Genomic DNA, 21,156 nt, shown 5'->3' with positions numbered 1-21,156 from the left:
ACTTCATGCTTGCTACGTCTTTGCGGTCCCGTGACATTCCCGAGGGCGAGAACAGGTCCCGGGGGTTAACGAGTGCCGAGGCTGTAGCGCGTCTTGCCGAATACGGCGAAAACCTGCTGCCGGCACCGGCAGCACCGTCCCTGATCGTCATCTTCCTGCGCCAGTTCCGCAGTCCGCTGATCTATATCCTGTTGCTTGCCGCGGCCGTATCGCTGATGGTGAGCGAAGCCGAAGACGCGATCTTTATCGGCGTCGTGCTCCTGGCGAACGGGATCATCGGCACCATGCAGGAATATTCCGCGGGCCGGGCAGCAATTGCGCTCCGCCAGCTCGAAGAGCCGCATGCAACCGTCATCCGCGATGGACAGGTGCAGGAAATCGAAGCGCGTTTGCTCGTTCCCGGCGATCTCGTCCTGCTTGACGCCGGCGGAAGGGTTCCCGCCGATCTCCTGCTTGTCGAGACCAATGACCTTCTCTGCGACGAGTCCTTGCTGACCGGCGAATCACTGCCGGTACGCAAGAGGATTCCGCTCCCTGATGCATCGGCGGAGAATCTGACGGCCGGGAAGGCATTTGCCGGCACCCTCGTGACGCGCGGCCGGGCAAAGGGTATCGTGACAGCGACAGGACTTTCGACCGGAATTGGCAAGATTGCCGCCGAGATCGGCAAGGAGTCGATCTCCCAGCCGCCGCTGATGATCCGGCTCGCCCGTTTCTCGAATGTGATCGCCTGGACCGTCGGCATTGCATCGCTCGTTCTCATCGCGGTCGGTCTCTCGCGTGGCCTAGCCTGGAGCGACCTGTTCCTCATGTCGGTCGGGCTTGCGGTCAGCGCCATCCCGGAAGGCTTGCCGATCGCCATATCGATCGCGCTTGCGATCAGCATGCGGCGCATGGCCAGACAGAACGTGATTGTACGGCGCATGCCGGCAGTGGAGTCGCTCGGCTCCTGTACGATGATCGCCACCGACAAGACGGGCACTTTGACCCTGAACGAACTGACGGTCACCGATATCCGCCTGCCCGACGGCGCGGATCTGTTGCTGGACGCCGGCATGGATCTCGATGCCTGCGATATTCGGGGTTGCAACATGACCCCTGCTGGCGCCCGCAATCGGGCCGCCAGGCTCCTGAAGGCAGCGTCGTTGCCCAATGAAGGCTCGCTCAAGCAGGATGCCGATGGCTGGAAAGGCGTTGGCGACACGGTCGATGTGGCGCTTCTCGCCGCTGCGCGCAAGGCAGGGCTGAAGCAGGACGCCATGGCAGACGACTACCCGCTGATTGCCCGCATCCCTTATGAGCCGGATCTCAAATACGCCGCGTCCTTCCACCGCAAGGGCGACCATGTGCGCGTATTCGTGAAGGGCTCGGCAGAGGTCCTGATCGATATGGCCGACCGGATGGATGTCGGCAAAGCGATTATACCGATCGACCGCGAGACGCTTCTCCGGCAAAAGGAGGAGATGGCGGAACGCGGCCTGCGAGTGCTCGCCTTTGCGGAAGGGGAAGTCCGGGCAAACGCGGAGAATGAACTCCTCGGCAACAACCACCTCGTCGATCTGGTGTTTCTCGGTCTTGCCGGCATGCAGGATCCGATCCGTCCGGAAGTGCCGCAGGCGATTTATGATTGCCGTGCCGCCGGTGTCGAGGTCGCGATGGTAACCGGTGACGATCCGAGGACAGCGGCGGCAATCGCCGCTCAGGCCGGACTTCAATTCCGACCCGATCAGATCACGACCGGCGAAGACGTCCGCAAGGCCGAGGAGGCTGGATCGGACAGCCTCGACGAACTTACGAGACGCGCCCGCATCTATGCCCGTGTCGCGCCGGCGCAAAAGCTGGCTATCGTGCTCTCGCTTGCCCGTACCGGCCATTTCGTCGCTGTGACCGGGGACGGCGTCAACGACGCGCCGGCCCTGAAGCACGCGCATGTCGGCGTGGCGATGGGGCGGAAAGGAACTGAGGTCGCCAAGGAAAGTGCCGACATCGTCGTCACTGACGACAATTTCGCCTCTATCGTCACCGGCATCCGCGAAGGCCGTACAGCCTATTCCAACATCCGCAAGGTCATCCTCATGCTGGTCGCCACCGGAGCCGCGGAAATGCTGGTCTTCCTGCTCGCGATCCCGCTCGGCCTGCCCATGCCGCTGCTGCCCGTGCAGCTCCTCTGGCTCAATCTCGTCACCAACGGCATCCAGGACGTCGCACTTGCCGGCGAAAAACCGGAAGGAGACGAGCTCAAGCGGCCGCCTCGGCGCCCGAAAGAGCCGATTTTCGACCGGATGATGATCCGCCGGATTATCCTCTCGACGCTCGTTATCGGTATCGGCGGCTTTGCCGTCTTCTACTGGCTCCTGCAGCAGGGATACGAGGTCTCGCAGGCACGTAACATGCTCCTCCTGCTCTTCGTCATGTTCGAAAACGTCCAGACCTTCACCTGCCGCTCGGAACGTCGTTCGGTCTTCTCGCTCAGCTTCTTCGGCAATCCGTTGCTGATCCTGACCGTTATCATGGCGCAGGTCCTGCATATCTCGGCCATGTATATCCCCTGGTTCCGCGATACGCTCGACCTCGCGCCGATCTCGCTTGCCGAATGGGCGGTGATGCTGCTCGCGGCCTCCTCGATCCTCGTCGTCACCGAACTGGACAAATGGCGCTGCCGCAAAAACGCATGACGGCAGGGTGATGCGCAAGGCGGCATCCGAAAGCCGCCGGCGCCATCCTCATGCTATCGGACAAAAAACGCCCCGGTTCCGCTGCTGACGGAACCGGGGCGTTTTGTTTTTGAGGCTTACCGCGCGAGGAATATCGGGAACTTGGCATCCTTCAGCATCGACGCCGTGACGCCGCCGAGAATCCGCTCCCGCAGCCGCGAATGACCGTAGGCGCCCATGACGATCACATCGGCATCGATGTCCAGCGCATGCTGTTCGAGGACCTGCTCGACCGGCCGGCCGCCGCCTGCTATCTGCTCGACGACCGCCTTGACCCCATGCCGGGAAAGATAGGTGGCCATGTCGGCGCCCGGCTCCTCGCCGTTGCGCCAGTAGCTGGTATCCGGATCGACCAGCACGACATGGACGGTATCGGCCGATACCAGCATGTCCATCGCTTCACGAGCGGCCCGCGCCGCCTCCCTCCGGGAATTCCACGCGAGCAGGACCATTTTGGGCTTCAACGTAGCCTTGCCGTCCTTCGGCACCAGCAGAAGCGGCTTGTGGGCATCGAAGACGCCGCCGTCGATGATCGCCCGTGTCAGCTCAAGGTCGCTCCTGACACCGTCCGAGACGAGGATGACATCCGCGTAAAGCGCCCGCTGCAGGATCTCGCCCGCAAGGAACATGGATTCCGCGTAGATCTGCCCCACTTCGAAGGACAGCCCGTTCGCCTGGCATGCCGCCTCCACCTGCTTCCGCACATCATCTAGAACCTTCATGTCCTCATATCTCTGATCGAGCCAGACCGTCCCGGTCGGGAATTCGGCGACGGAAGGCGGAAGGGCAAGCCCGGCGACGATCGCACAAAGATGCGCATCCAGCTCCAGGGCAAGTTCGACGGCTTTCTTGATGTCGGCAGTGGCATCGGAGGCTCCGATGACCGCAAGCACTGTTTTGAACGACATGACATGCCTCCTCTAAATCGGTCTTGATTGACCCGATGAATTGCAGCCTAGTCAGGCACTTGCCCGGCAACGATGATCTTTATCAAATACCGCGGGCGGAAATCTTCAACATGGAGCGGCCGAGCCTGACCGGTCTCAGCCGCTCTGTCACGGGGAGTTGGTCACCATGCCGAAACGCAGCGCCGGTCTCCTGATATTCCGGTATTCGGAGGGAGAACCTGAAATTCTTCTGGTGCATCCGGGCGGCCCGTTCTGGGCGCGCAAGGACGAAGGAGCCTGGTCTGTCCCCAAAGGCATGGTGGAAGAAGGCGAGGACGAACTCGGTGCGGCCATCCGGGAGACCGCCGAGGAAATCGGCGAGACCGTCGAAGGACCATTCCAGTGGCTCGGTGAATACCGTCAGCCGGGTGGCAAGAAGGTTCTGGTCTGGTCGGTCGAGGCGAATCCTCCGATCGATCAAAATCGCATCGTCAGCAATATGTTCTCGCTGGAATGGCCGCCGCATTCAGGACGTCTCCAACAATTCCCGGAGGTGGATCGGATCGCCTGGTTCCGCCTCGACCAGGCACAGCGGAAGATATTGAAAGGTCAGGCCTCGATTCTGGACGACTTCTCCGGGCGGAGGAACAAGAGCGCGTGAGTTTCACATATCTTCTTGATCCTTATCAATGTTGCCGAACCCGTCCGGGGCAATCAAAAGCGAGCCGCCGGCAGACGGAGCAGAGGAGCGTTGGCAGATCGAAAGCCATGCACCGAAGTTTCCGAACAGAACCGCAACCCATCCGAAATGGAGCCGCATCTTGAATCGCACCGGAAAAATCGCCGCGGTCCTCGCGGTCGTCGTAGCCGCCGGCGTCCTGGGCTGGAAATATGTCCAGGACCGCAATGCCGCGCAGGCCATGCAGGGTATCGCAAGCGGCAACGGGCGCATCGAAGCGACCGAAATCGACATTGCGGCGCGCACGGCCGGACGCCTGACCGACGTGCTCGTCAAGGAGGGCGATTTCGTCGAGGTCGGCCAGGTCGTCGCTCGCATGGACATCGAACAGCTTGCCGCCGAGAAGCGCGAAGCGGAAGCGCAACTGGCCAGGGCCAAGATCGGCATCGACACGGCGAAAAGCCTCGTCACCCAGCGGCAGGCGGAGAAGGAAGCGGCGGCGGCAACCGTTGCGCAGAACGAAGTGGAGCTTCAATCAGCTCAGAAGAAGTTCGCTCGCAGCGAGCAGCTTTCACGCAGCGGTACCGTTTCCGAACAGACCTTGGATGATGACCGCGCCCGCGTCGAGACCGCCAGGGCCGCCGTCGCCGCCGCCAAGGCGCAACTCGCCGCGACCGACGCAGCAATCGGCGCCGCGCAGTCCCAGGTGGTGGATGCGGAAGCCTCCGTTGAAGCCGCACAGGCGACGATCGCGAGAATCGAGGCCGATCTGCGCGATTCCGAGCTGAAGGCACCCCGCAGCGGCCGGGTCCAGTATCTGGTTGCAAGACCCGGCGAGGTCGTTGCTGCCGGGGGCCGTGTCCTCAACATGCTGGACATCAGCGACGTTTACATGACCTTCTTCCTCCCGACCGCCGATGCCGGTCGCACGGCAATCGGCAGCGAGGCGCGCATCGTTCTCGATGCAGCCCCCCAATATGTCATTCCTGCCCACATATCCTTCCTGTCCGATGTAGCCCAGTTTACGCCGAAGACGGTGGAAACCGAGGAAGAGCGCCAGAAGCTGACGTTCCGTCTTCGGGCGCAAGTGCCGAAGGAACTGCTGCAGAAATATGTCGCACAGGTAAAGACAGGCCTCCCCGGCCGAGCCTATGTCAAGATCGATGCCAATGCCCGATGGCCTGCCGCTCTTTCCCAACCGCTCGCCCCATAGGAGCATCTTGCCATGGCTGATCCGGCGGAACCTGCTTATGTCGCGCGATTGAAGGATGTAGTTCATACGTATGGCAAGACGACCGCACTCGACGGCGTCTCGCTGGATATCCCCGAAGGTCGGATGGTCGGCTTCATCGGACCGGACGGTGTCGGCAAGTCCACCCTTCTTTCCCTGGTGGCCGGCGCGCGCAAGATCCAGAAAGGCGATGTGCTGGCCCTGGGCGGCGACATGCGCAGCAGCGGCCATCGCAGTCGCGTCTGCCCGGCAGTCGCCTACATGCCCCAGGGGCTGGGCCGCAATCTTTATCCAACGCTGTCGGTGTTCGAAAATGCCGATTTCTTCGGAAGCCTTTTCGGACAGCGAAAGGAGGAACGGGAGTACCGTATCCGCATGCTCCTGAGGCGAACCGGTCTTGCCGGTTTCGAAGACCGGCCGGCCGGCAATCTTTCGGGTGGGATGAAGCAGAAGCTCAGTCTCTGCTGCTCCCTCCTCCATGATCCCGACCTCTTGATTCTGGACGAACCGACGACCGGCGTCGATCCGTTGTCGCGCCGACAGTTCTGGAATCTCATCGACGACATCCGGGCCGAACGCCCGCAATTGAGCGTCATGGTCGCCACCGCCTATATGGAAGAGGCAGCGCGTTTCGACTGGCTGGCGGCCATGGATGCCGGAAAGGTGCTCGCCACCGGCACTCCCGACGAAATCCTCGCCCATACCGGGGCCTCTTCGCTCGATGAGGCATTCATCGCGCTGTTGCCCGAGGAGGTGCGGGCCGCACACCATTCGGTGGAACGGCTTCCGCCGTCCTTCGGCGACTCGGACTTCGCCATCGAGGCGGAAGGGCTTACCATGCGCTTCGGCGATTTCACCGCCGTCGACAATGTCAGCTTCCGAATTCGCCGCGGCGAGATCTTCGGCTTTCTCGGCTCCAACGGCTGCGGCAAGACCACGACGATGAAGATGCTGACCGGCCTGCTGCCGGCCAGCGAGGGAACCGCCAAGCTCTTCGGCAAGCAGGTCGACCCGCGCGACATGGATATCCGCAGGCGTGTCGGCTACATGTCGCAGGCCTTCTCGCTCTACACGGAACTCACCGTCCGGCAGAACCTCGACCTGCATGCGCGCCTCTTCCAACTGCCCCCTGAGACTATTCCCGCTCGCATCGAGGAAATGGGCCGGCGATTCCAGTTGCTCGACGTCATGGATTCGCTGCCCGATGCCCTGCCGCTCGGCATCCGGCAGCGGCTTTCGCTCGCCGTGGCGCTCGTCCATTCGCCGGAAGTGCTGATCCTCGACGAGCCGACATCCGGCGTCGATCCCATCGCCAGGGACGAGCTCTGGGCGATGCTGATCGAGCTGTCCCGCAAGGACCAGGTGACGATCTTCATCTCCACCCATTTCATGAACGAGGCAGAGCGCTGCGACCGCATATCGCTGATGCATGCCGGCAAGGTGCTCGTGAGCGATACGCCGGATGCGATCCGCGACAGCCGCAAGGCTGCAACGCTGGAAGAGGCTTTCATCAGCTATCTGGAGGATGCGATCAGCGAACCGGCGCCCCTCCCGGAGGAACCGCAGGTCGAGCCCGGGCAGACGCCCGCCTTCTCAAGCGGCGGGTATCGGCGGCTCTTCGATCTGCGCCGCGTCCTGAGCTTCAGCCGGAGGGAAGCGCTCGAAGTGCGCCGCGATCCGATCCGCGCCACGCTGGCCCTGATCGGCAGCGTAATCCTGATGTTTGTCGTCGGCTACGGCATCAACATGGACGTGGAGAACCTGACATTCGCAGCCCTCGACCGAGACGACACCGTGACGAGCCGGGACTATGTCGCCGATATCGCCGGCTCACGCTACTTCATCGAGCAGCCACCGCTGGAAGACTACAACGATCTCGACAGGCGCATGCGCAATGGTTCGCTGAAGCTCGCGATCGAGATACCGCCGGGCTTTGCCGAACACGTCGCCCGCGGCAATGACGTGGAAGTCGGCGCATGGATCGACGGCGCCATGCCGCAGCGGGCGGAGACGACCCGGGGCTATGTCCAGGGCATGCACTCGCTCTGGATCGCCCGGCATGCACGCGAGATCTACGGCGACGCGGCCTCATCGGCCTTCTCCATCGAAACGCGTTTCCGCTACAATCCCGGCATAGAAAGCCTGATCGCCATGGTGCCGGCGGTGATCCCGCTGCTTCTGCTCCTGATCCCGGCCATGCTCGCCGCCCTTTCGGTCGTCAGGGAAAAAGAACTCGGCTCGATCGTGAATTTCTATGTGACACCCGTCACGAAACTCGAATTCCTGCTGGGCAAGCAGCTCCCCTATCTGGCGCTCGGCATGGCCAATGCGGTGCTGCTCTGGCTCTTTGCCATCCTCGTCTTTCATGTGCCGTTTACGGGCAGCCTCCTGACGTTCGCGGTGGCCGCCTTCCTCTACGTCGCCTTCTCGACGGCCTTCGGTCTCCTGGTCTCCAGCTTCATCTCGAGCCAGATCGCCGCGATCTTCGGCACCACGCTGATGACCATCATTCCCGCCGTGCAGTTCTCGGGCATGATCGATCCCGTCTCGTCGCTGCAGGGTTTCGGCGCCTTCATCGGCCGGATCTATCCGACGACCTATTTCAACATCATCTCGCGCGGCACCTTTTCGAAGGGGCTGGCCTTCGAAAGCCTCGGCAGCGCCTTCCTGCCGCTCGTGATCGCGGGCCCGCTGCTCATCGCGGCGGCGGCCGTCCTCCTCAAGAAACAGGCGAAGTGACGATGCGGCCCGGCACCATCTTCCATCTCGGCATCAAGGAACTGCGCGGCCTGCTGCGCGACCCCATCCTCATCGGGTTGATCATCTATGCCTTCACCATCGCCGTCTATACCGAAGCGAAAGCGGTGCCGGAGACCCTGAACAATGCGCCGATCGCGATCGTCGACGAAGACAACTCGCCGCTCTCGCGCCGCATCGCCGATACCTTCCTGAGCCCCTATTTCAAGCAGCCGTCGATGATCACGGCGCAAGAGATGGACGCCCGGATGGATGCCGGCACCGACACGTTCGCGCTCGATATCCCGCCGAATTTCCAGAGCGACCTGATCGCCGGCAAGGCGCCGGTCATCCAGCTCAATGTCGACGCTACCCGCATGACCCAGGCATTTTCCGGTTCCGGCTACGTGCAGAGCATCGTGACCACGGAAGTCTCCGACTTCGTGCGATCGAACACGGTTTCGCAGACACCGGACGTCGCCCTGACGCTCCGATCCCGGTTCAACCCGGAACTCAACCAGACATGGTTCGCCTCGGTGATGACCGTCATCGATCATGTCACCATGCTGTCGATCATCCTCACCGGCACGGCCCTCATCCGCGAACGCGAGCATGGAACCATCGAGCACCTTCTGGTGATGCCGGTAACGCCGCTGGAGATCATGCTGGCCAAGGTCTGGTCGATGGGCCTTGTCGTCTTCGTCGCCACGCTGTTGTCGCTCGTGCTCGTCGTGCAGGTCCTTCTGCAGGTCCCGATCGAAGGGTCGCTGGCGCTCTTCATGGCGGGAGCCGCACTGCATCTTCTCGCGACCACCGCGCTCGGCATCGCGCTTGCCACGGTCGCGGGATCGATGCCGCAGTTCGGGCTGCTTCTGATCCTCGTCCTCATTCCGCTGCAGATCCTGTCAGGCGCGACGACGCCGCGCGAAAGCATGCCGGAAGTCATCCAGACGATCATGCTCGCCGCCCCCAACACGCATTTCGTCCTGATGGCCCAGGCGATCCTCTATCGGGGCGCCGGCCTTTCGGTCGTCTGGCCGCAGCTTGCCTGGCTCACCGGGATCGCAACCGTTCTGTTCACATTTTCGCACCGCGGCTTCCGACGGTCGCTCAAGTGACGGTAGTAGATGGCAATGTCCGCGAACGATGAATTGGGGACATACTGGTCGGCAGACGTGGACGCGCTGCTGAAGGGATTGGCCAGCTCGAAAGACGGCCTTTCCACGTCGGAGGCGGCCGCCAGGCTGAAGAGCGCAGGCCCGAATGCGCTCACCGAAAACGGGCACGATTCGGCGTTCAAGGTTTTCATCCGGCAGTTTCGCAGCCCGCTTGTGCTGATCCTGATCGGTGCGGCGGCGATTTCCGCAGCGGTCGGCGAAGCGCATGAAGCAATCATCATCACGCTGATCGTTCTGGGAAGCTGCGTGCTCGGCTTCCTGCAGGAGTTTTCGGCATCCCGGGCAATGGAGACGCTCCGGCTACGCCTGACCCGCACGACGGCGGCGCTCCGCGACGGTGCCGAGAGGACTATCAACGCAAGCGAGGTGGTTCCCGGCGATATCCTTCGTCTTTCCGCCGGAAGCCTGATCCCCGCCGACGGCAGGATCCTCGAAGCGCGGGACGTCAATGTCAGCGAGGCCGTGCTGACCGGAGAGACGTTCCCCGTCGTCAAGATGCCGGGCCTTGCCGAGGCGGATGCGCCGCTCATCCGGCGCAACAATGCCGTCTTCGCCGGAACATCGGTGCGCAGCGGCACCGCCTCCGTTCTGGTGACCCGCACCGGCCCCCGCACGGAGTTCGCCTCGATCGCCGCAAGCCTCGAACGGCAGGTTCCGGAGACGGAGTTCGCGCGAGGCATCCGCCGCTTCGGGGTGCTGGTCACCGAGATCATGTTCGTCATGGTCATCGTCGTCTTCTTCGCCAACGCCTCCCTCGGCAGGCCGCTCATCGATTCCGTCCTCTTCTCGCTGGCTCTCGCCGTCGGCCTGACACCGGAACTCCTGCCGGCGATCATCAGCGTGACGCTTGCCCGAGGCGCACGGCGGATGGCCGAAAACGGCGTCATCGTCCGCAGGCTGGAGGCAATCGAGAACCTCGGCAGCATCGACATCCTGTGTACCGACAAGACCGGTACGCTCACCGAGGGGCTGATCCATCTGGACGCCTGGATGGACACCGAGGGGCGTCCTTCGAGTGAGATCCTCCGGCTGGCCCGTCTCAATGCCGCCTTCCAGAGCGGCATGGCCAACCCGCTGGATGAAGCGATCGTCGCGGCGCCGATGACGGAGGCGCCGGAGAAATCCTTCCGGAAATGCGACGAAGTCCCCTACGATTTCATCCGCAAGCGCCTTTCCGTCATCATAAAATCGCCGGAACAAGAAACGATACTGATCTGCAAGGGCGCGGTTGCCAATGTGCTTGAGATATGTAGCACGTTGCGGACAGCATGCGGCGAACAGCCGCTCACCGCGGAGCGGCGAGCTCCTCTCGAAGAGAGCTTCCGCACCTGGGGCGAACAGGGTTACCGGGTGCTCGCCATCGCGACACGCCGCCTACCCTCTCAGCAACGCTATGGCCGGGATGCTGAAACCGCGCTGAGGCTGGAAGGCTTCCTCCTGTTTCTCGATCCGCCGAAACAGGGCGTCAAAGAATCCCTGAAAGATCTTCAAGCCCGTGGCATCACCGTCAAGATGATTACCGGCGACAACCGGTATGTCGCTGCCCATCTCGCCGCATCGGTGGGGCTGAGATCGGATCGCATCCTGACCGGAGTCCAGGTTTCCCGTCTCACCGCTGGCGGGCTGGCGGCAAAGGCAAGGATCACGGACCTGTTCGTCGAGATCGATCCGAATCAGAAGGAGCGGATCGTCGCAGCCCTTCGCGCCCGCGGGCACGTCGTCGGCTATCTCGGAGATGGCATCAACGACGCCGCAGCCCTGCACGAGGCCGATATCGGTATTTCCGTAGACGGCGCCGTGGATGTCGCGCGTGAAGCCGCCGACATGGTGCTCCTGAAGCGCGACCTCGGCGTGCTCGTCCGCGGCGTCGACGACGGACGTGCGACGTTCGCCAACACGATGAAATACATATCGATCACCGCTAGCGCCAATTTCGGCAACATGATCAGCATGGCCTTCGCCTCGCTGGTCCTGCCCTTCCTGCCGCTGCTCGCCAAGCAGATCCTGCTCAACAACTTCCTTTCCGATATCCCCTCCTTCGCCATCGCTACCGACAATGTCGATATCGAGGACAAGCGCTCGCCGCGGCATTGGGACATCGGCTTCGTGCGGCGCTTCATGATCACCTTCGGACTGATCAGCTCGGTCTTCGACCTGGCGACCTTCGCATTCCTGATGCTCGTCGCCCGCACGGGGGAACAGGTTTTTCAGACGGCCTGGTTTGTGGAGTCGCTGCTGACGGAACTGCTGATCGTCTTCGTCATCCGGACCCGCAAACGCTTCTGGCGAAGCCGACCGGCCGGCCTCCTGATGGTATTGACCTTTGCCGTCGCCGTTGTCGCCATCGCTTTGCCCTTCCTGCCACTACCCGACTGGTTCGGCTTCGTCCCACCGCCTCTGCCGGTCATACTGGGCATACTGCTGATAACGCTGTCGTATCTGGCTGTCTCCGAAGCCACCAAGCGTTGGTTCTTCTATCGCGAGGACCGCAGGTCAAAAGTCCGAGGACAGACGAGTCGCAAGCCGCGGAGACGGCACGGCTGATCGGCAGTACAGGCTCGGCGATATCCTCAAACCGCCACCGGGGCCTCGATTGCGGGATGAGGATCATAGCCGGTGACCTCGAAATCCTCGATCCTGTACCCGTCGATGCTGTCCGGCCGCCGGAGCAGCCGCAGTTTCGGAAACGGCCGTGGCTCCCGCTCGAGCACCGTTCTCGCGAGATCCTGATGATCGAGGTAGAGGTGAACGTCGCCGCCCACCCACACAAGCTCGCCCGGGGTCATGTCCACTTGCTGCGCCACCATGGCAAGCAGCGCCGCCTGCTGGCAGACGTTGAACGGATTGCCGAGCCCCATGTCGCTCGACCGCTGCAGGACGAGAAGCGAAACCTTCTGACGGCGCCCTTCGCCGATATTGGAGACATGGAACTGATAGGTCATGTGGCAGGGATGCAGCGCCATCTGGTCGAGTTCGGGCACGTTCCAGGCATGAAACAGCATGCGCCGGCTTGAAGGGTTCCTGCGCAGCGTGTCGATCACCTCCGCCAGTTGGTCGTATTCCCTGCCGTCCGCGCCCTTCCAGCGCCGCCACTGCTTGCCGTAGACGGGGCCGAGATCGCCCCATTCCTCGGCAAATGCGGCATCGGCGAGAATCCTGTCCTCGAAATCCTTCTGAGAGATGTCCGAGCCGGTCGCCTTCCGGTAGGCGGCGAGCGGCCAGTCCGTCCAGATGCGGACGTTCTCGCTGAGGAGCGACCGGATATTCGTCTGCCCGGTCAGGAACCACAGCATCTCCTTGACGGCGGTCTTCCAAAAAACCTTCTTCGTCGAGTAGACGGGAAAACTGCCATCGGAAAGATCGAAGCGCATCATCACGCCGAACATCGAAAGCGTGCCCACGCCGGTGCGGTCGATCCTTCGGTCCCCCTTCTCCAGGAGGTAGGCCAGCGTATCGAGATACTGGTATTCCGGATGTCTCAGCGTCAAGGCGATGTCCCTCCGCGAAGTTCCGCCGCCATGCGCCTCGTGCGCGCAAGACAGGCAGGACCGCCGATTCCTTTTTATGGATTTCAATAATAGCACACCACAGCCCGGCCAATCTCGTGGCAGCGGCTTTCCCCGGCATTTTGCCGGGCAGCTTACCGGGACACGTAGTTCCGCCAGTTATGCTCCTCGGAAAAACCAAGGACTTCGCGGATCTTGCGGTTGCTGATCGGGGCTTCGAACTCACCGATCTCCCCGGTGATCGGCGTCCCGGGTGCCCATTTTTCGAGGAACGGCCGGGTCGGTTCGTAGGCCGTGATCGTGTCGTTGACGGCATTGAAGACCTGGAAGCCCAGTCCGTCCTTTTCGACGCCGAGATGCACGATCTGGCCGAGGTCGCGAGCGTCGATATAGCTCCACGCATTGCGCTTGCGCGACGGCGGGTCGGCAAGGAAGGCGGGAAAGCGTGCATAGTCTTCCGGCGAAATCACATTGCCGATCCTGAGCGCATAGATATCGGCGCCGAAGCGCATGGCGAAGGCGCGCGCCGTCTTCTCGTTGACCACCTTGGAAAGCCCGTAGCTGTCCATCGGATCGACGTCGTAGTTCTCGGTCAGCGGGAATGAACGATAGTCCTTGTCCCCCTCGGCGAAGCAGACGCCATAGGTCGTCTCGCTGGAGGCGATGATCACCTTGCGGATGCCGAGTTTCATCGCCGCTTCGATGACGTTGTAGGTCGAGACCGTATTGGCGGCGAATGTCGTATTGTCCGGCCGCATGAGGATGCGCGGCACGGCGGCAAAATGCACCACCGCGTCGACCGGCGCCGGGCCCTTTCCGCTCGCAAGTCCCTGAAAGCCGAAATGCATGGAAAGCGCGTTGAACGCTTCACCGCTGTCGGTCAGGTCGGTGATCAGCGTGTTGACGCCGGGATGATCGAGCGGCACCAGATCGAGATTGAGGACTTCATGCCCCTGGTCGAGAAGATAGGGCACGACATGCCGCCCCGCCTTGCCGCTGCCGCCGGTGAATACAATTCGCTTGCCCATGGCATTGCCTCCTCAGACACTATCGCGCCACACAGATTTGATCGCGCTGTCTGCGCCTTCTAAAGACGCCTCGACTAACTATCCCCCAGCCAGCCTCTTGGCCAGCCGGAAATAGCCGCAAGCTATTGCGCGCCCCCTTTTCATGCACGAGGGAAATGCCTATATGGGGATTGCCGGACACCTGTCCGGCTATGGCAATAAACGGTCGGTGTAATAAACCTATTGGACCCGGGGGCGGTACCCGGCGCCTCCACCAAAAACCGGTCAGTCGAAGAAGACCGGCTTTTGATGGGGGCGAAATAGGATCGACAAGGGTGTAAAGATCGAACTTTTGCTCGGCATGATACCACCGTTATCGGGTCAAAAAGTGTAGTTGCAAACGACAACAACGCTAAGGAATATGCTCTCGCTGCCTAATGGCGGTGCGGGAATTCCGCTTTAAGCCCTTGCGGTTAGCACCGTAAGGCGGGGTCCGAAGGCACCTGGCAACAGAAGCCTTCACCTTCCTGCCTCAGTCGAATACTATTGGTCTGACTCGGAGAGCGATGGGCTTCCCCGCGCCCGACCGGCATGGCATAACACGTCTGACTAAAAGACGAGACAAGTGGAAAGACAGGACCGCATGGGGCAGGATCACATCCGTTACGACATTCTGGCGCAAGACGCTCTGCGTGGCGTCATCCGTAAGGTTTTGTCCGAAGTCGCGGCCACCGGCCGGCTGCCGGGCGATCATCATTTCTTCATCACATTCCTGACCGGCGCGCCGGGTGTGCGCATTTCCCAGCACCTGAAGGCGAAATATCCCGAGCAGATGACCATCGTCATCCAGCATCAGTTCTGGGATCTCAAGATCACCGAAACCCAATTCGAGGTCGGCCTCTCCTTCTCCGACACGCCGGAGCGCCTGGTCATCCCCTTCAACGCCATCCGCGGCTTTTATGATCCGTCGGTGAATTTCGAACTGGAATTCGAAGTGCCGCTTGCCGACGAGGACGACAATTCCTCCGCCGAGATCACTGCCATTCCGGTCGAAGCCACCTCGAAACCTGCCGAAACCGAGACCAAGAGCAAGACCGACGAGGAAAAGAAGCCCGGTTCGGTCGTGTCGCTGGATTCCTTCCGCAAGAAACAGTAGCGCGGAGGCGCCGCATCATGAGCGCCGAGATCGTTAATCTGCGCCAGTTCCGCAAGGGCAAGGCCCGGCTCGAAAAGGAGAAGGAAGCGGAGCAGAACCGCATCACCTTCGGCCGAACGAAAGCGGAAAAATCCCTGACAGGGGCACGCAACGAGAAGGCCGGGAAGGCACTCGACCAGGGCCGGCTGGAAAAGCCGCACGAGGGACGTCAGGACGATTGAACCTTTGGGGCACAACGTTAATGCGTGGTTAACCCACCCACTATCGGGCTGCTTGACGCCAAGGGCGTAACAGTTTGAATAAGCCCGACTTTTCTCACCTGTCCCGGAGAGTTTCGTGATCCGCAAACATTCCGCGACGCTTCACGGTCATCGCACCAGTTTTTCCCTCGAAGACGAATTCTGGCTCGAACTGAAGACGATCGCTGCCCAGCGCAAAATCAGCCTTGCGAGCCTGATTGCCGAAATCGACGACCTGCGCTCGCCCGACAGCAATCTGTCCTCGGCGTTGCGCGTGCATGTGCTCACCTGGCTCAAGAAGAAGACGGTATAAACGCTGCGGGTTCAGCGCTGGACACCCGGAAGGCCAGGCACGTCCGCCGGCGGGATGACCAGTGGCTCCTGCCGGAGGATATTGTCGGTCGGGGGCACGATGAGTTGCGGCTGGCCGATCTGCCGCTGGCGTTCTTCTTCGGCGGCACGGGCTGCAGCAGCAGCGGCCTGAGCCTGACGCTGGCGCTCGACCTCTTCGGCTTCGCGGCGCGCCCGCTCCTCCGCTTCCGCCTTCTCGCGTGCCGCCTGCCGCTCGACCGCCTGGAAATTGTAAAGCGCCACCTCGCGGCGCAGGCGCTGTTTTTCCAGCACGCTCGCCTGCAGCGCCTCGACCCGCCGCCGCTCCTGCTCGAAGGCCCGCTGCGACAGGAAATTGGTCATCGCCCCAACATCGATGTGTTGCGTGGGCTTGGCAAGGTCACCCGAATAGCCGAGCCGGACGGTCGGATCGCCGCCGGCAAGCCCTTCCTCGCCGGCATCGTAGGTGACGGCGAGATCGGCGGTCATGCCGTCCTCGAGAAGATCGAAGCGTCCCTCGCCGGAAAGTTTCGTCGTACCAACCGCAGCAGAGATATTCTGCGCCCGCGCCTCACCCGCCGTGATCGTGACGGGAATCGTCAGATCGCCGATCTCAGCACGGCCCTGATGCACGAGACCGGCAACAAGCGGCCGGATCTTCTCCTCCGTCACCTCGCCGCCAAGTTTGTCCGCCGCCGTCATCAAGGGTTTGAGCGCGTCGGGATTGATCCCCGCGACGGCCACTCCCTTGAGCCGCAACTCGGCCGAGCCGCTGACGGCATCGAGCAATTCGGCGACGGTCTTGCCGGTCGATTCGGCGGAAATGTCGAAATCGAGTTGACCGGTGGCAACCGGCTTGCCCCCGGCCTTCCAGACGAGCGGCGCAAGATCGGTACTTTCGGCCGCAAGCTGCACTTGCAGAAGCCCGTTACCGTCACCGTTCGACATCATCAGGCGACCGGCCAGTTTGCCGCCCTGCCAGTGGCCGAGGCCGTTCTCGATGATGACACCACCTGCGCGATGGGTGATTCTGGCCGAGAAATCAGTGATGCTGCCGAAGCCATCCGTGCGGAACGCTTTCGCCCTGAGATCGAGCGCAGCATCCAGGTCGCCGAAGATCGGCCGGCTCAGCGGTTTTGAGGAAAAGGCGCCATTCTGAGGATCGCCGACCGGACCGAAGACCGCCTCCCCAAGCCAGGCAAGATCCAGGGTATCGATGTCGAGCGATCCCGTCGCCGGCATGCCCGGCGCTTTCCGGTCAATGGCGATATCGCCTGTGAAATCGTTGCCAGCCGACGTGCCTCGAAGACCGGCGACCTCCACCCCGTCTGACGTCATCCTGACATCGGCTTCGAGTGTAACCGGCAGGCCGGTTCCGAATTGCGGCAATCCGATGCCGTTCATCAGAAGATAGGGTTCGAGATCATCGCTTTTCAGCGTCACGTGACCGGCGCCTTCGCCGAAACCCTCGTTGTGGATATTCAGGTCCCCCTTCATCTCGAAGGTCGTCCTGCCGGTCCTGAACGACAGATCCGCGTCTGCCCGGTCTGCCGAACTCTGCCGAAGGTTGAGTGCGAGCCGGCCCGCGCCATCTCCGTCGAAAGGCAGGGGATCAAGACCCGCCTGACCCAGAAGAATCCGCGAGTCGGGGTTATCGAGGGACGCGTTCAGCGACATGTTATCGCTGCCCGTCAGGTCGAACAGGCCCGGCAGCGTCAGATCGGCATTCACCTCGCTGCCGTTCGCCTCGCCCTTGAGGGCGATCTCCATGCCGGCGACATTTCCCCCGACCTTCAGGTCGGCGGACAGGTCCGTATTCGCAAACCAGGAGGCATTGCGCGCCAGCCGCTGCAAAACCGGATGCGACGGCAACCGGTCGCGCAGCATGGTCAGAAATGCCGTCGGATCGTCCGAGCGGAGGTTCAAGGTCCCGCTGCCGGCATAGGAAAGCAGCGAGCCTTCCACCTTGCCCACGGCAGAGATCGTGGCGCCCTCGATGTTGCCGACCGCAAGCCGCTCCAGCGAGAACACGCCGCCGGCCATGGTGAAGGCGGTGTCGACCTTGTCGGCCGCGACGCCGAACGCCGTGAACCGATCGGCCCTCAGCGTCGCCGCGATATGGTGGTCGAGCACGTCCTGGCCCGCATCGTCGCCGGTCAGCAGCGAGGCGAGCGCCCGCATGGCGTCGATATCGATCTCGTTGCCGGCAAGGCTCACCGAGAGGTTTGGAGCGTGCCCCTGCGGCGACTGGCGCTCCAGCCGCCCCTTGAGCGTCGCCGCACCGATCGCAAGCTCGAGGTTGTCGAAACGCTGCATCTCGGGCGTCAGATTGACCCTTGCGGAAAAACCCGCCGACCGGAGCTGGCGGATTTCGGGCGCCACCCGTCCGGATAACCAGTCGGCAAGACCGGATGGTTGGTTGGAGGCGACCAGCATGTCGCCGACGAAGGAAACCCGGTCGCGCAGGAGGAGGCTGCCCTTGGCTTCGAACTGCGTGCGGCCCGGCAGGGTCGCCACCACGTTATCGACCGCCCAGCCCTGTCCGGCAGGACGGATGTCGAGCTTGATGTCGCGGATCGTCGTGTCGTTGGCGACGATAGCCGGTAGCCTGAGGCTCGCCCGGCCGGGGACCTGCGGAATGGGGATGGAGGCGGCCATGCGGATGAAATTATTGATGCGTCGCTGCGCCGAAACAGCAGGATCGCGGCCGGTCTTGGCCCGCCCCCCCTCGCCCAGGCGGTTCACGTCGATCTGCTGGCCTTCGGCGGTCAGCAGGAATTCCGGCTTCTCGCCGGTATCGAGCGTTGCCTCGCCGGTCACGACGTAAGGGTTATCAGTCGCGCCGATCTCCACCCGATATTGCGGAATACGGATACGCTCGTTGGTCAGCTCAAAACCGCCCTTCACCCGCGGCCCGGGTGGCGGCGCTTCGACCGGCTCGGTGTCATCTTCCTCCTGCAGGACGTCGAGGGTGAAATTGCCGTTGTAGGCCGGCTTGTCCTCGGCCAGTGTGAGCTCCCCATCGAGGCCCACCTCGATGGGCTGGGCCTCCGGCCAAAGCCTGAAGCGCAGCGGCAGCCGCCTGGCATCGGTGTCGGCCGCGCCGCTTGAAAGATTGAACCTCGCCGCATATCCGTCGAGCGTCGCATCGCCCTCGCCACGCCAGGGCCCGCGGAGGGACGCGGCGGAAAAATCGCCCGAGAGGCCGGTAATCTGCCGTGACTGGCCGGATTGTTCGTCGATGAGGTCGATCTCGCCGCCGCTGACATGCACATCCTCGATGACGACGACGCGAGTGGGGATCGCCGCCTGGCTGCCGCGCATCCAGTCAAGCGTGCCGTCCTTCAGGACCCGGATGCGTGCCTTCGGTTCCTCGATGCGCATATCGAAGATGCGCGCTTCGCCGGAGAGGAAGGGTGCAAGCTCCATGTCCATCGAAAAGCGCGCCACCTGCACCAGCGGCTGACCATCCGTATCCATGCCGACCCGAACATCGTGAAGGGTAACGGATGGAAATGGCAGTATACGCGCATCGACCGCCCCGTGGACGGAAACCTTTTTCCCAAGGATGCGGCTTGCCTGTTCCTCGAAACCGACGCGAAAGCTCGACCAGTCGACAAAAAACGGTGCAAGCAGCGCCGTGAACAGCGCCACCACCACCAATCCGCTCAAGGCCAGCAGGATACGTCCAAACAACGCAGCTTCTCCGATCTCGCTATGAGACTAGTCTTATCGGGTGGGCAGACAAGTCAAGCTTGCGGGAAGAGTTCATTTGCCAGCACGGAAGATGTTGCCGGGATTAAAGATATTGTCCGGATCGAGGCTCTTCTTGATGGAGCGCATCAGGTCTACCGCACCGCCCAGCTCTTCTTCGAGAAAGGCCATCTTGCCCTGCCCGATGCCGTGTTCGCCGGTGCAGGTGCCGTCCATGGCAAGCGCCCGACGGTTGAGGCGCTCGATGAAACCCTCGACCTTCTCGACGGAGGTGGGGTCCTTGCCGTCGAAAAGCACAAGCACGTGGAAATTGCCGTCGCCCGCATGACCGACGATCGGCGCAAGCAACCCCTCGGCGACGATATCCGCCTGCGTCTCGGCCACGCATTCGGCAAGCCGCGAGATCGGCACGCAGACATCGGTTGAGAGGCCGTCGAGCTCCGGCGCCAGCGCCCGGCTCGCCCAATAGGCATTGTGCCGCGCATTCCAGAGCTTTGCGCGCTCCTCCGCGTTCGCCGTCCAGCGGAACTCGTCGCCGCCACATTCCGTGGCGATCTCGGAAAACTGCGCCGACTGCAGCGCCACCGTTTCCTCGGTGCCGTGGAATTCCAGGAAGAGCGTCGGCTTTTCCGGATAGGAGAGCTTCGAATAGGCATTGCAGGCGCGCATCTGCACCTCGTCGAGCAGCTCGATGCGGGCGACCGGGATGCCCATCTGGATCGTCATGATGACCGCGTCGCAGGCGGCCGCAACACTCGGGAAGGCGCAGACCCCGCCGCCAATCTTTTCCGGAATGCCCTGCAGGCGAAGCGTGATGGACGTGATGACGCCGAGCGTGCCTTCCGAGCCGACAAACAGCCGGGTCAGATCATAGCCCGCCGACGATTTCCTGGCCCGCCGCGCGGTGCGGATTTCCTCGCCATCGGCGGCGACGATCGTGAGCGACAGGACATTGTCCTTCATCGTGCCGTAGCGCACCGCATTGGTACCCGACGCGCGCGTCGCTGCCATGCCGCCGATCGACGCATTGGCGCCCGGATCGATCGGGAAGAACAGGCCGGTATCGCGCAGTTCCCGATTCAGCTCCTCGCGGGTGATGCCGGGCTCCACCGTCACGTCGAGATCGGCGGGGCTGACGCGAAGCACCCTGTTCATGCGGCTGAAATCGATCGAAATCCCGCCGGACGGCGCGTTGACCTGACCTTCCAGCGACGATCCGACGCCGAAGGGAATGATCGGCACGCGATGGGCGGCGCAGGTCTTCACCACCGTCTTCACATCCTCGGCACTCTCGACGAAGACGACGCCATCCGGAAGCTGGGCCGGCAGATAGGTGGTCGTATGCGCATGCTGCTCGCGAAAGGACTGGCCGGTCTGGAACCGTTCGCCGAAGGATTGTTTGAGGATGCCGAGAACCGTGCCGATGCCTTCCTCGTTGCGAAAGCCCGCCTTCACGTCCCTGACCGCCATGACCATTCTCCTTGTCGTATCGGGGATTGGTTAGGTCACAGGTCAGGCTTTGTCCAGAAATAACGATGCGGATCGGGAAAGGCAGACTCATCCCTTGGCGATGGTCGGAATTTCTCCTCGGGTTGAACCCGAGGATCGGACGGGGCGCTGAAAGCTGCCTCTTATATTTTAGTTTTGGGTAGCACCTCTCAGCGCCCCGTTCGGCGGTTTGTGCCCGCGACTCCGGTCCCTCTGCGATGACGGGGTTTGTGGGAACTGTGGCGTGTCCCTCCTGAGCGGGAGAGTGTCATGCACGCTCTTTAGACTTAC

General features: G+C 62.4%; 14 protein-coding genes and 1 other RNA gene. 10 read left to right on the top strand and 5 right to left on the bottom strand.

All coding sequences use genetic code 11. The annotated features are described in order from the left end of the window. Positions 1–5: 5 nt before the first annotated feature. Positions 6–2,675, top strand: coding sequence for a cation-translocating P-type ATPase (locus J2046_RS24245; RefSeq protein ID WP_210056283.1), 2,670 nt, complete (start codon positions 6–8; stop codon positions 2,673–2,675). Positions 2,676–2,791: 116 nt separating this feature from the next. Here the strand turns inward: J2046_RS24245 and J2046_RS24240 are convergent, their stop codons facing one another. Next, positions 2,792–3,622, bottom strand: a complete 831-nt coding sequence (locus tag J2046_RS24240; protein ID WP_210056281.1) for a universal stress protein — start codon at positions 3,620–3,622, stop codon at positions 2,792–2,794. A gap of 166 nt (positions 3,623–3,788) precedes the next feature. Here J2046_RS24240 and J2046_RS24235 point away from each other — a divergent pair, with 166 nt between their 5' ends. The 5 genes from J2046_RS24235 (at position 3,789) to mgtA (ending at position 11,969) form a co-directional block, all read left to right on the top strand. Further along, entirely contained in the window at positions 3,789–4,262 is a 474-nt protein-coding gene (locus J2046_RS24235; protein ID WP_210056278.1) for an NUDIX domain-containing protein, read from the top strand. 160 nt (positions 4,263–4,422) lie between these two features. Next, positions 4,423–5,493 (top strand): HlyD family secretion protein, encoded by a 1,071-nt coding sequence (locus tag J2046_RS24230; RefSeq protein ID WP_325169783.1) that lies wholly within the window; start codon positions 4,423–4,425, stop codon positions 5,491–5,493. A 12-nt stretch (positions 5,494–5,505) separates the two neighbouring features. Then, positions 5,506–8,250: a ribosome-associated ATPase/putative transporter RbbA gene (gene rbbA, locus J2046_RS24225; protein ID WP_210056275.1), complete on the top strand. Its 2,745-nt coding sequence runs from the start codon at positions 5,506–5,508 to the stop codon at positions 8,248–8,250. 2 nt (positions 8,251–8,252) lie between these two features. Next, positions 8,253–9,365 carry an ABC transporter permease gene (locus tag J2046_RS24220; protein ID WP_210056572.1) on the top strand — a complete coding sequence of 371 codons (1,113 nt, stop codon included), beginning with the start codon at positions 8,253–8,255 and terminating at the stop codon, positions 9,363–9,365. Positions 9,366–9,380: 15 nt separating this feature from the next. Further along, positions 9,381–11,969, top strand: coding sequence for a magnesium-translocating P-type ATPase (gene mgtA / locus J2046_RS24215; RefSeq protein ID WP_233470256.1), 2,589 nt, complete (start codon positions 9,381–9,383; stop codon positions 11,967–11,969). A gap of 26 nt (positions 11,970–11,995) precedes the next feature. On the opposite strand, the gene thyA is transcribed toward mgtA, so the two are convergent. Then, positions 11,996–12,913 carry a thymidylate synthase gene (thyA, locus tag J2046_RS24210; protein WP_210056271.1) on the bottom strand — a complete coding sequence of 306 codons (918 nt, stop codon included), beginning with the start codon at positions 12,911–12,913 and terminating at the stop codon, positions 11,996–11,998. A gap of 152 nt (positions 12,914–13,065) precedes the next feature. Continuing rightward, on the bottom strand, positions 13,066–13,959 hold the full coding sequence (locus J2046_RS24205) for an NAD-dependent epimerase/dehydratase family protein (protein WP_210056269.1): 894 nt from the start codon (positions 13,957–13,959) through the stop codon (positions 13,066–13,068). A 133-nt stretch (positions 13,960–14,092) separates the two neighbouring features. Between J2046_RS24205 and ssrA the strand changes: the two genes are divergently transcribed. The 4 genes from ssrA (at position 14,093) to J2046_RS24185 (ending at position 15,646) form a co-directional block, all read left to right on the top strand. After that, positions 14,093–14,462, top strand: a transfer-messenger RNA (tmRNA) gene (ssrA, locus tag J2046_RS24200). Between the two features lie 119 nt (positions 14,463–14,581). Next, positions 14,582–15,094, top strand: coding sequence for an SspB family protein (locus J2046_RS24195; protein WP_210056571.1), 513 nt, complete (start codon positions 14,582–14,584; stop codon positions 15,092–15,094). A 17-nt stretch (positions 15,095–15,111) separates the two neighbouring features. Continuing rightward, the gene (locus J2046_RS24190) at positions 15,112–15,315 is read left to right on the top strand and encodes a DUF4169 family protein (RefSeq protein WP_210056267.1); all 204 of its coding nucleotides are present in this window, start codon (positions 15,112–15,114) and stop codon (positions 15,313–15,315) included. 115 nt (positions 15,316–15,430) lie between these two features. After that, positions 15,431–15,646, top strand: coding sequence for a ribbon-helix-helix domain-containing protein (locus J2046_RS24185; RefSeq protein WP_210056265.1), 216 nt, complete (start codon positions 15,431–15,433; stop codon positions 15,644–15,646). 11 nt (positions 15,647–15,657) lie between these two features. On the opposite strand, the gene J2046_RS24180 is transcribed toward J2046_RS24185, so the two are convergent. After that, positions 15,658–19,359, bottom strand: a complete 3,702-nt coding sequence (locus J2046_RS24180) for an AsmA family protein (RefSeq protein ID WP_210056263.1) — start codon at positions 19,357–19,359, stop codon at positions 15,658–15,660. A 72-nt stretch (positions 19,360–19,431) separates the two neighbouring features. Continuing rightward, on the bottom strand, positions 19,432–20,847 hold the full coding sequence (locus J2046_RS24175; protein ID WP_210056261.1) for an FAD-binding oxidoreductase: 1,416 nt from the start codon (positions 20,845–20,847) through the stop codon (positions 19,432–19,434). Between the last annotated feature and the right edge of the window lie 309 nt (positions 20,848–21,156).

Origin of the sequence: Neorhizobium petrolearium (genome assembly GCF_017873175.1) — a bacterium.
Classification (GTDB): domain Bacteria; phylum Pseudomonadota; class Alphaproteobacteria; order Rhizobiales; family Rhizobiaceae; genus Neorhizobium; species Neorhizobium petrolearium.
This window is presented reverse-complemented; position numbering and strand designations above follow the sequence as displayed.

What these genes read in the sequence shown, in the direction of transcription:
- J2046_RS24245 (WP_210056283.1), top strand. Translation starts at nt 6, where the DNA reads ATGCTTGCTACGTCTTTGCGGTCCCGTGACATTCCCGAGGGCGAGAAC.
- J2046_RS24240 (WP_210056281.1), bottom strand. Translation starts at nt 3,622, where the DNA reads ATGTCGTTCAAAACAGTGCTTGCGGTCATCGGAGCCTCCGATGCCACT.
- J2046_RS24235 (WP_210056278.1), top strand. Translation starts at nt 3,789, where the DNA reads ATGCCGAAACGCAGCGCCGGTCTCCTGATATTCCGGTATTCGGAGGGA.
- rbbA (WP_210056275.1), top strand. Translation starts at nt 5,506, where the DNA reads ATGGCTGATCCGGCGGAACCTGCTTATGTCGCGCGATTGAAGGATGTA.
- J2046_RS24220 (WP_210056572.1), top strand. Translation starts at nt 8,253, where the DNA reads ATGCGGCCCGGCACCATCTTCCATCTCGGCATCAAGGAACTGCGCGGC.
- mgtA (WP_233470256.1), top strand. Translation starts at nt 9,381, where the DNA reads ATGTCCGCGAACGATGAATTGGGGACATACTGGTCGGCAGACGTGGAC.
- J2046_RS24205 (WP_210056269.1), bottom strand. Translation starts at nt 13,959, where the DNA reads ATGGGCAAGCGAATTGTATTCACCGGCGGCAGCGGCAAGGCGGGGCGG.
- J2046_RS24195 (WP_210056571.1), top strand. Translation starts at nt 14,582, where the DNA reads ATGGGGCAGGATCACATCCGTTACGACATTCTGGCGCAAGACGCTCTG.
- J2046_RS24190 (WP_210056267.1), top strand. Translation starts at nt 15,112, where the DNA reads ATGAGCGCCGAGATCGTTAATCTGCGCCAGTTCCGCAAGGGCAAGGCC.
- J2046_RS24175 (WP_210056261.1), bottom strand. Translation starts at nt 20,847, where the DNA reads ATGGCGGTCAGGGACGTGAAGGCGGGCTTTCGCAACGAGGAAGGCATC.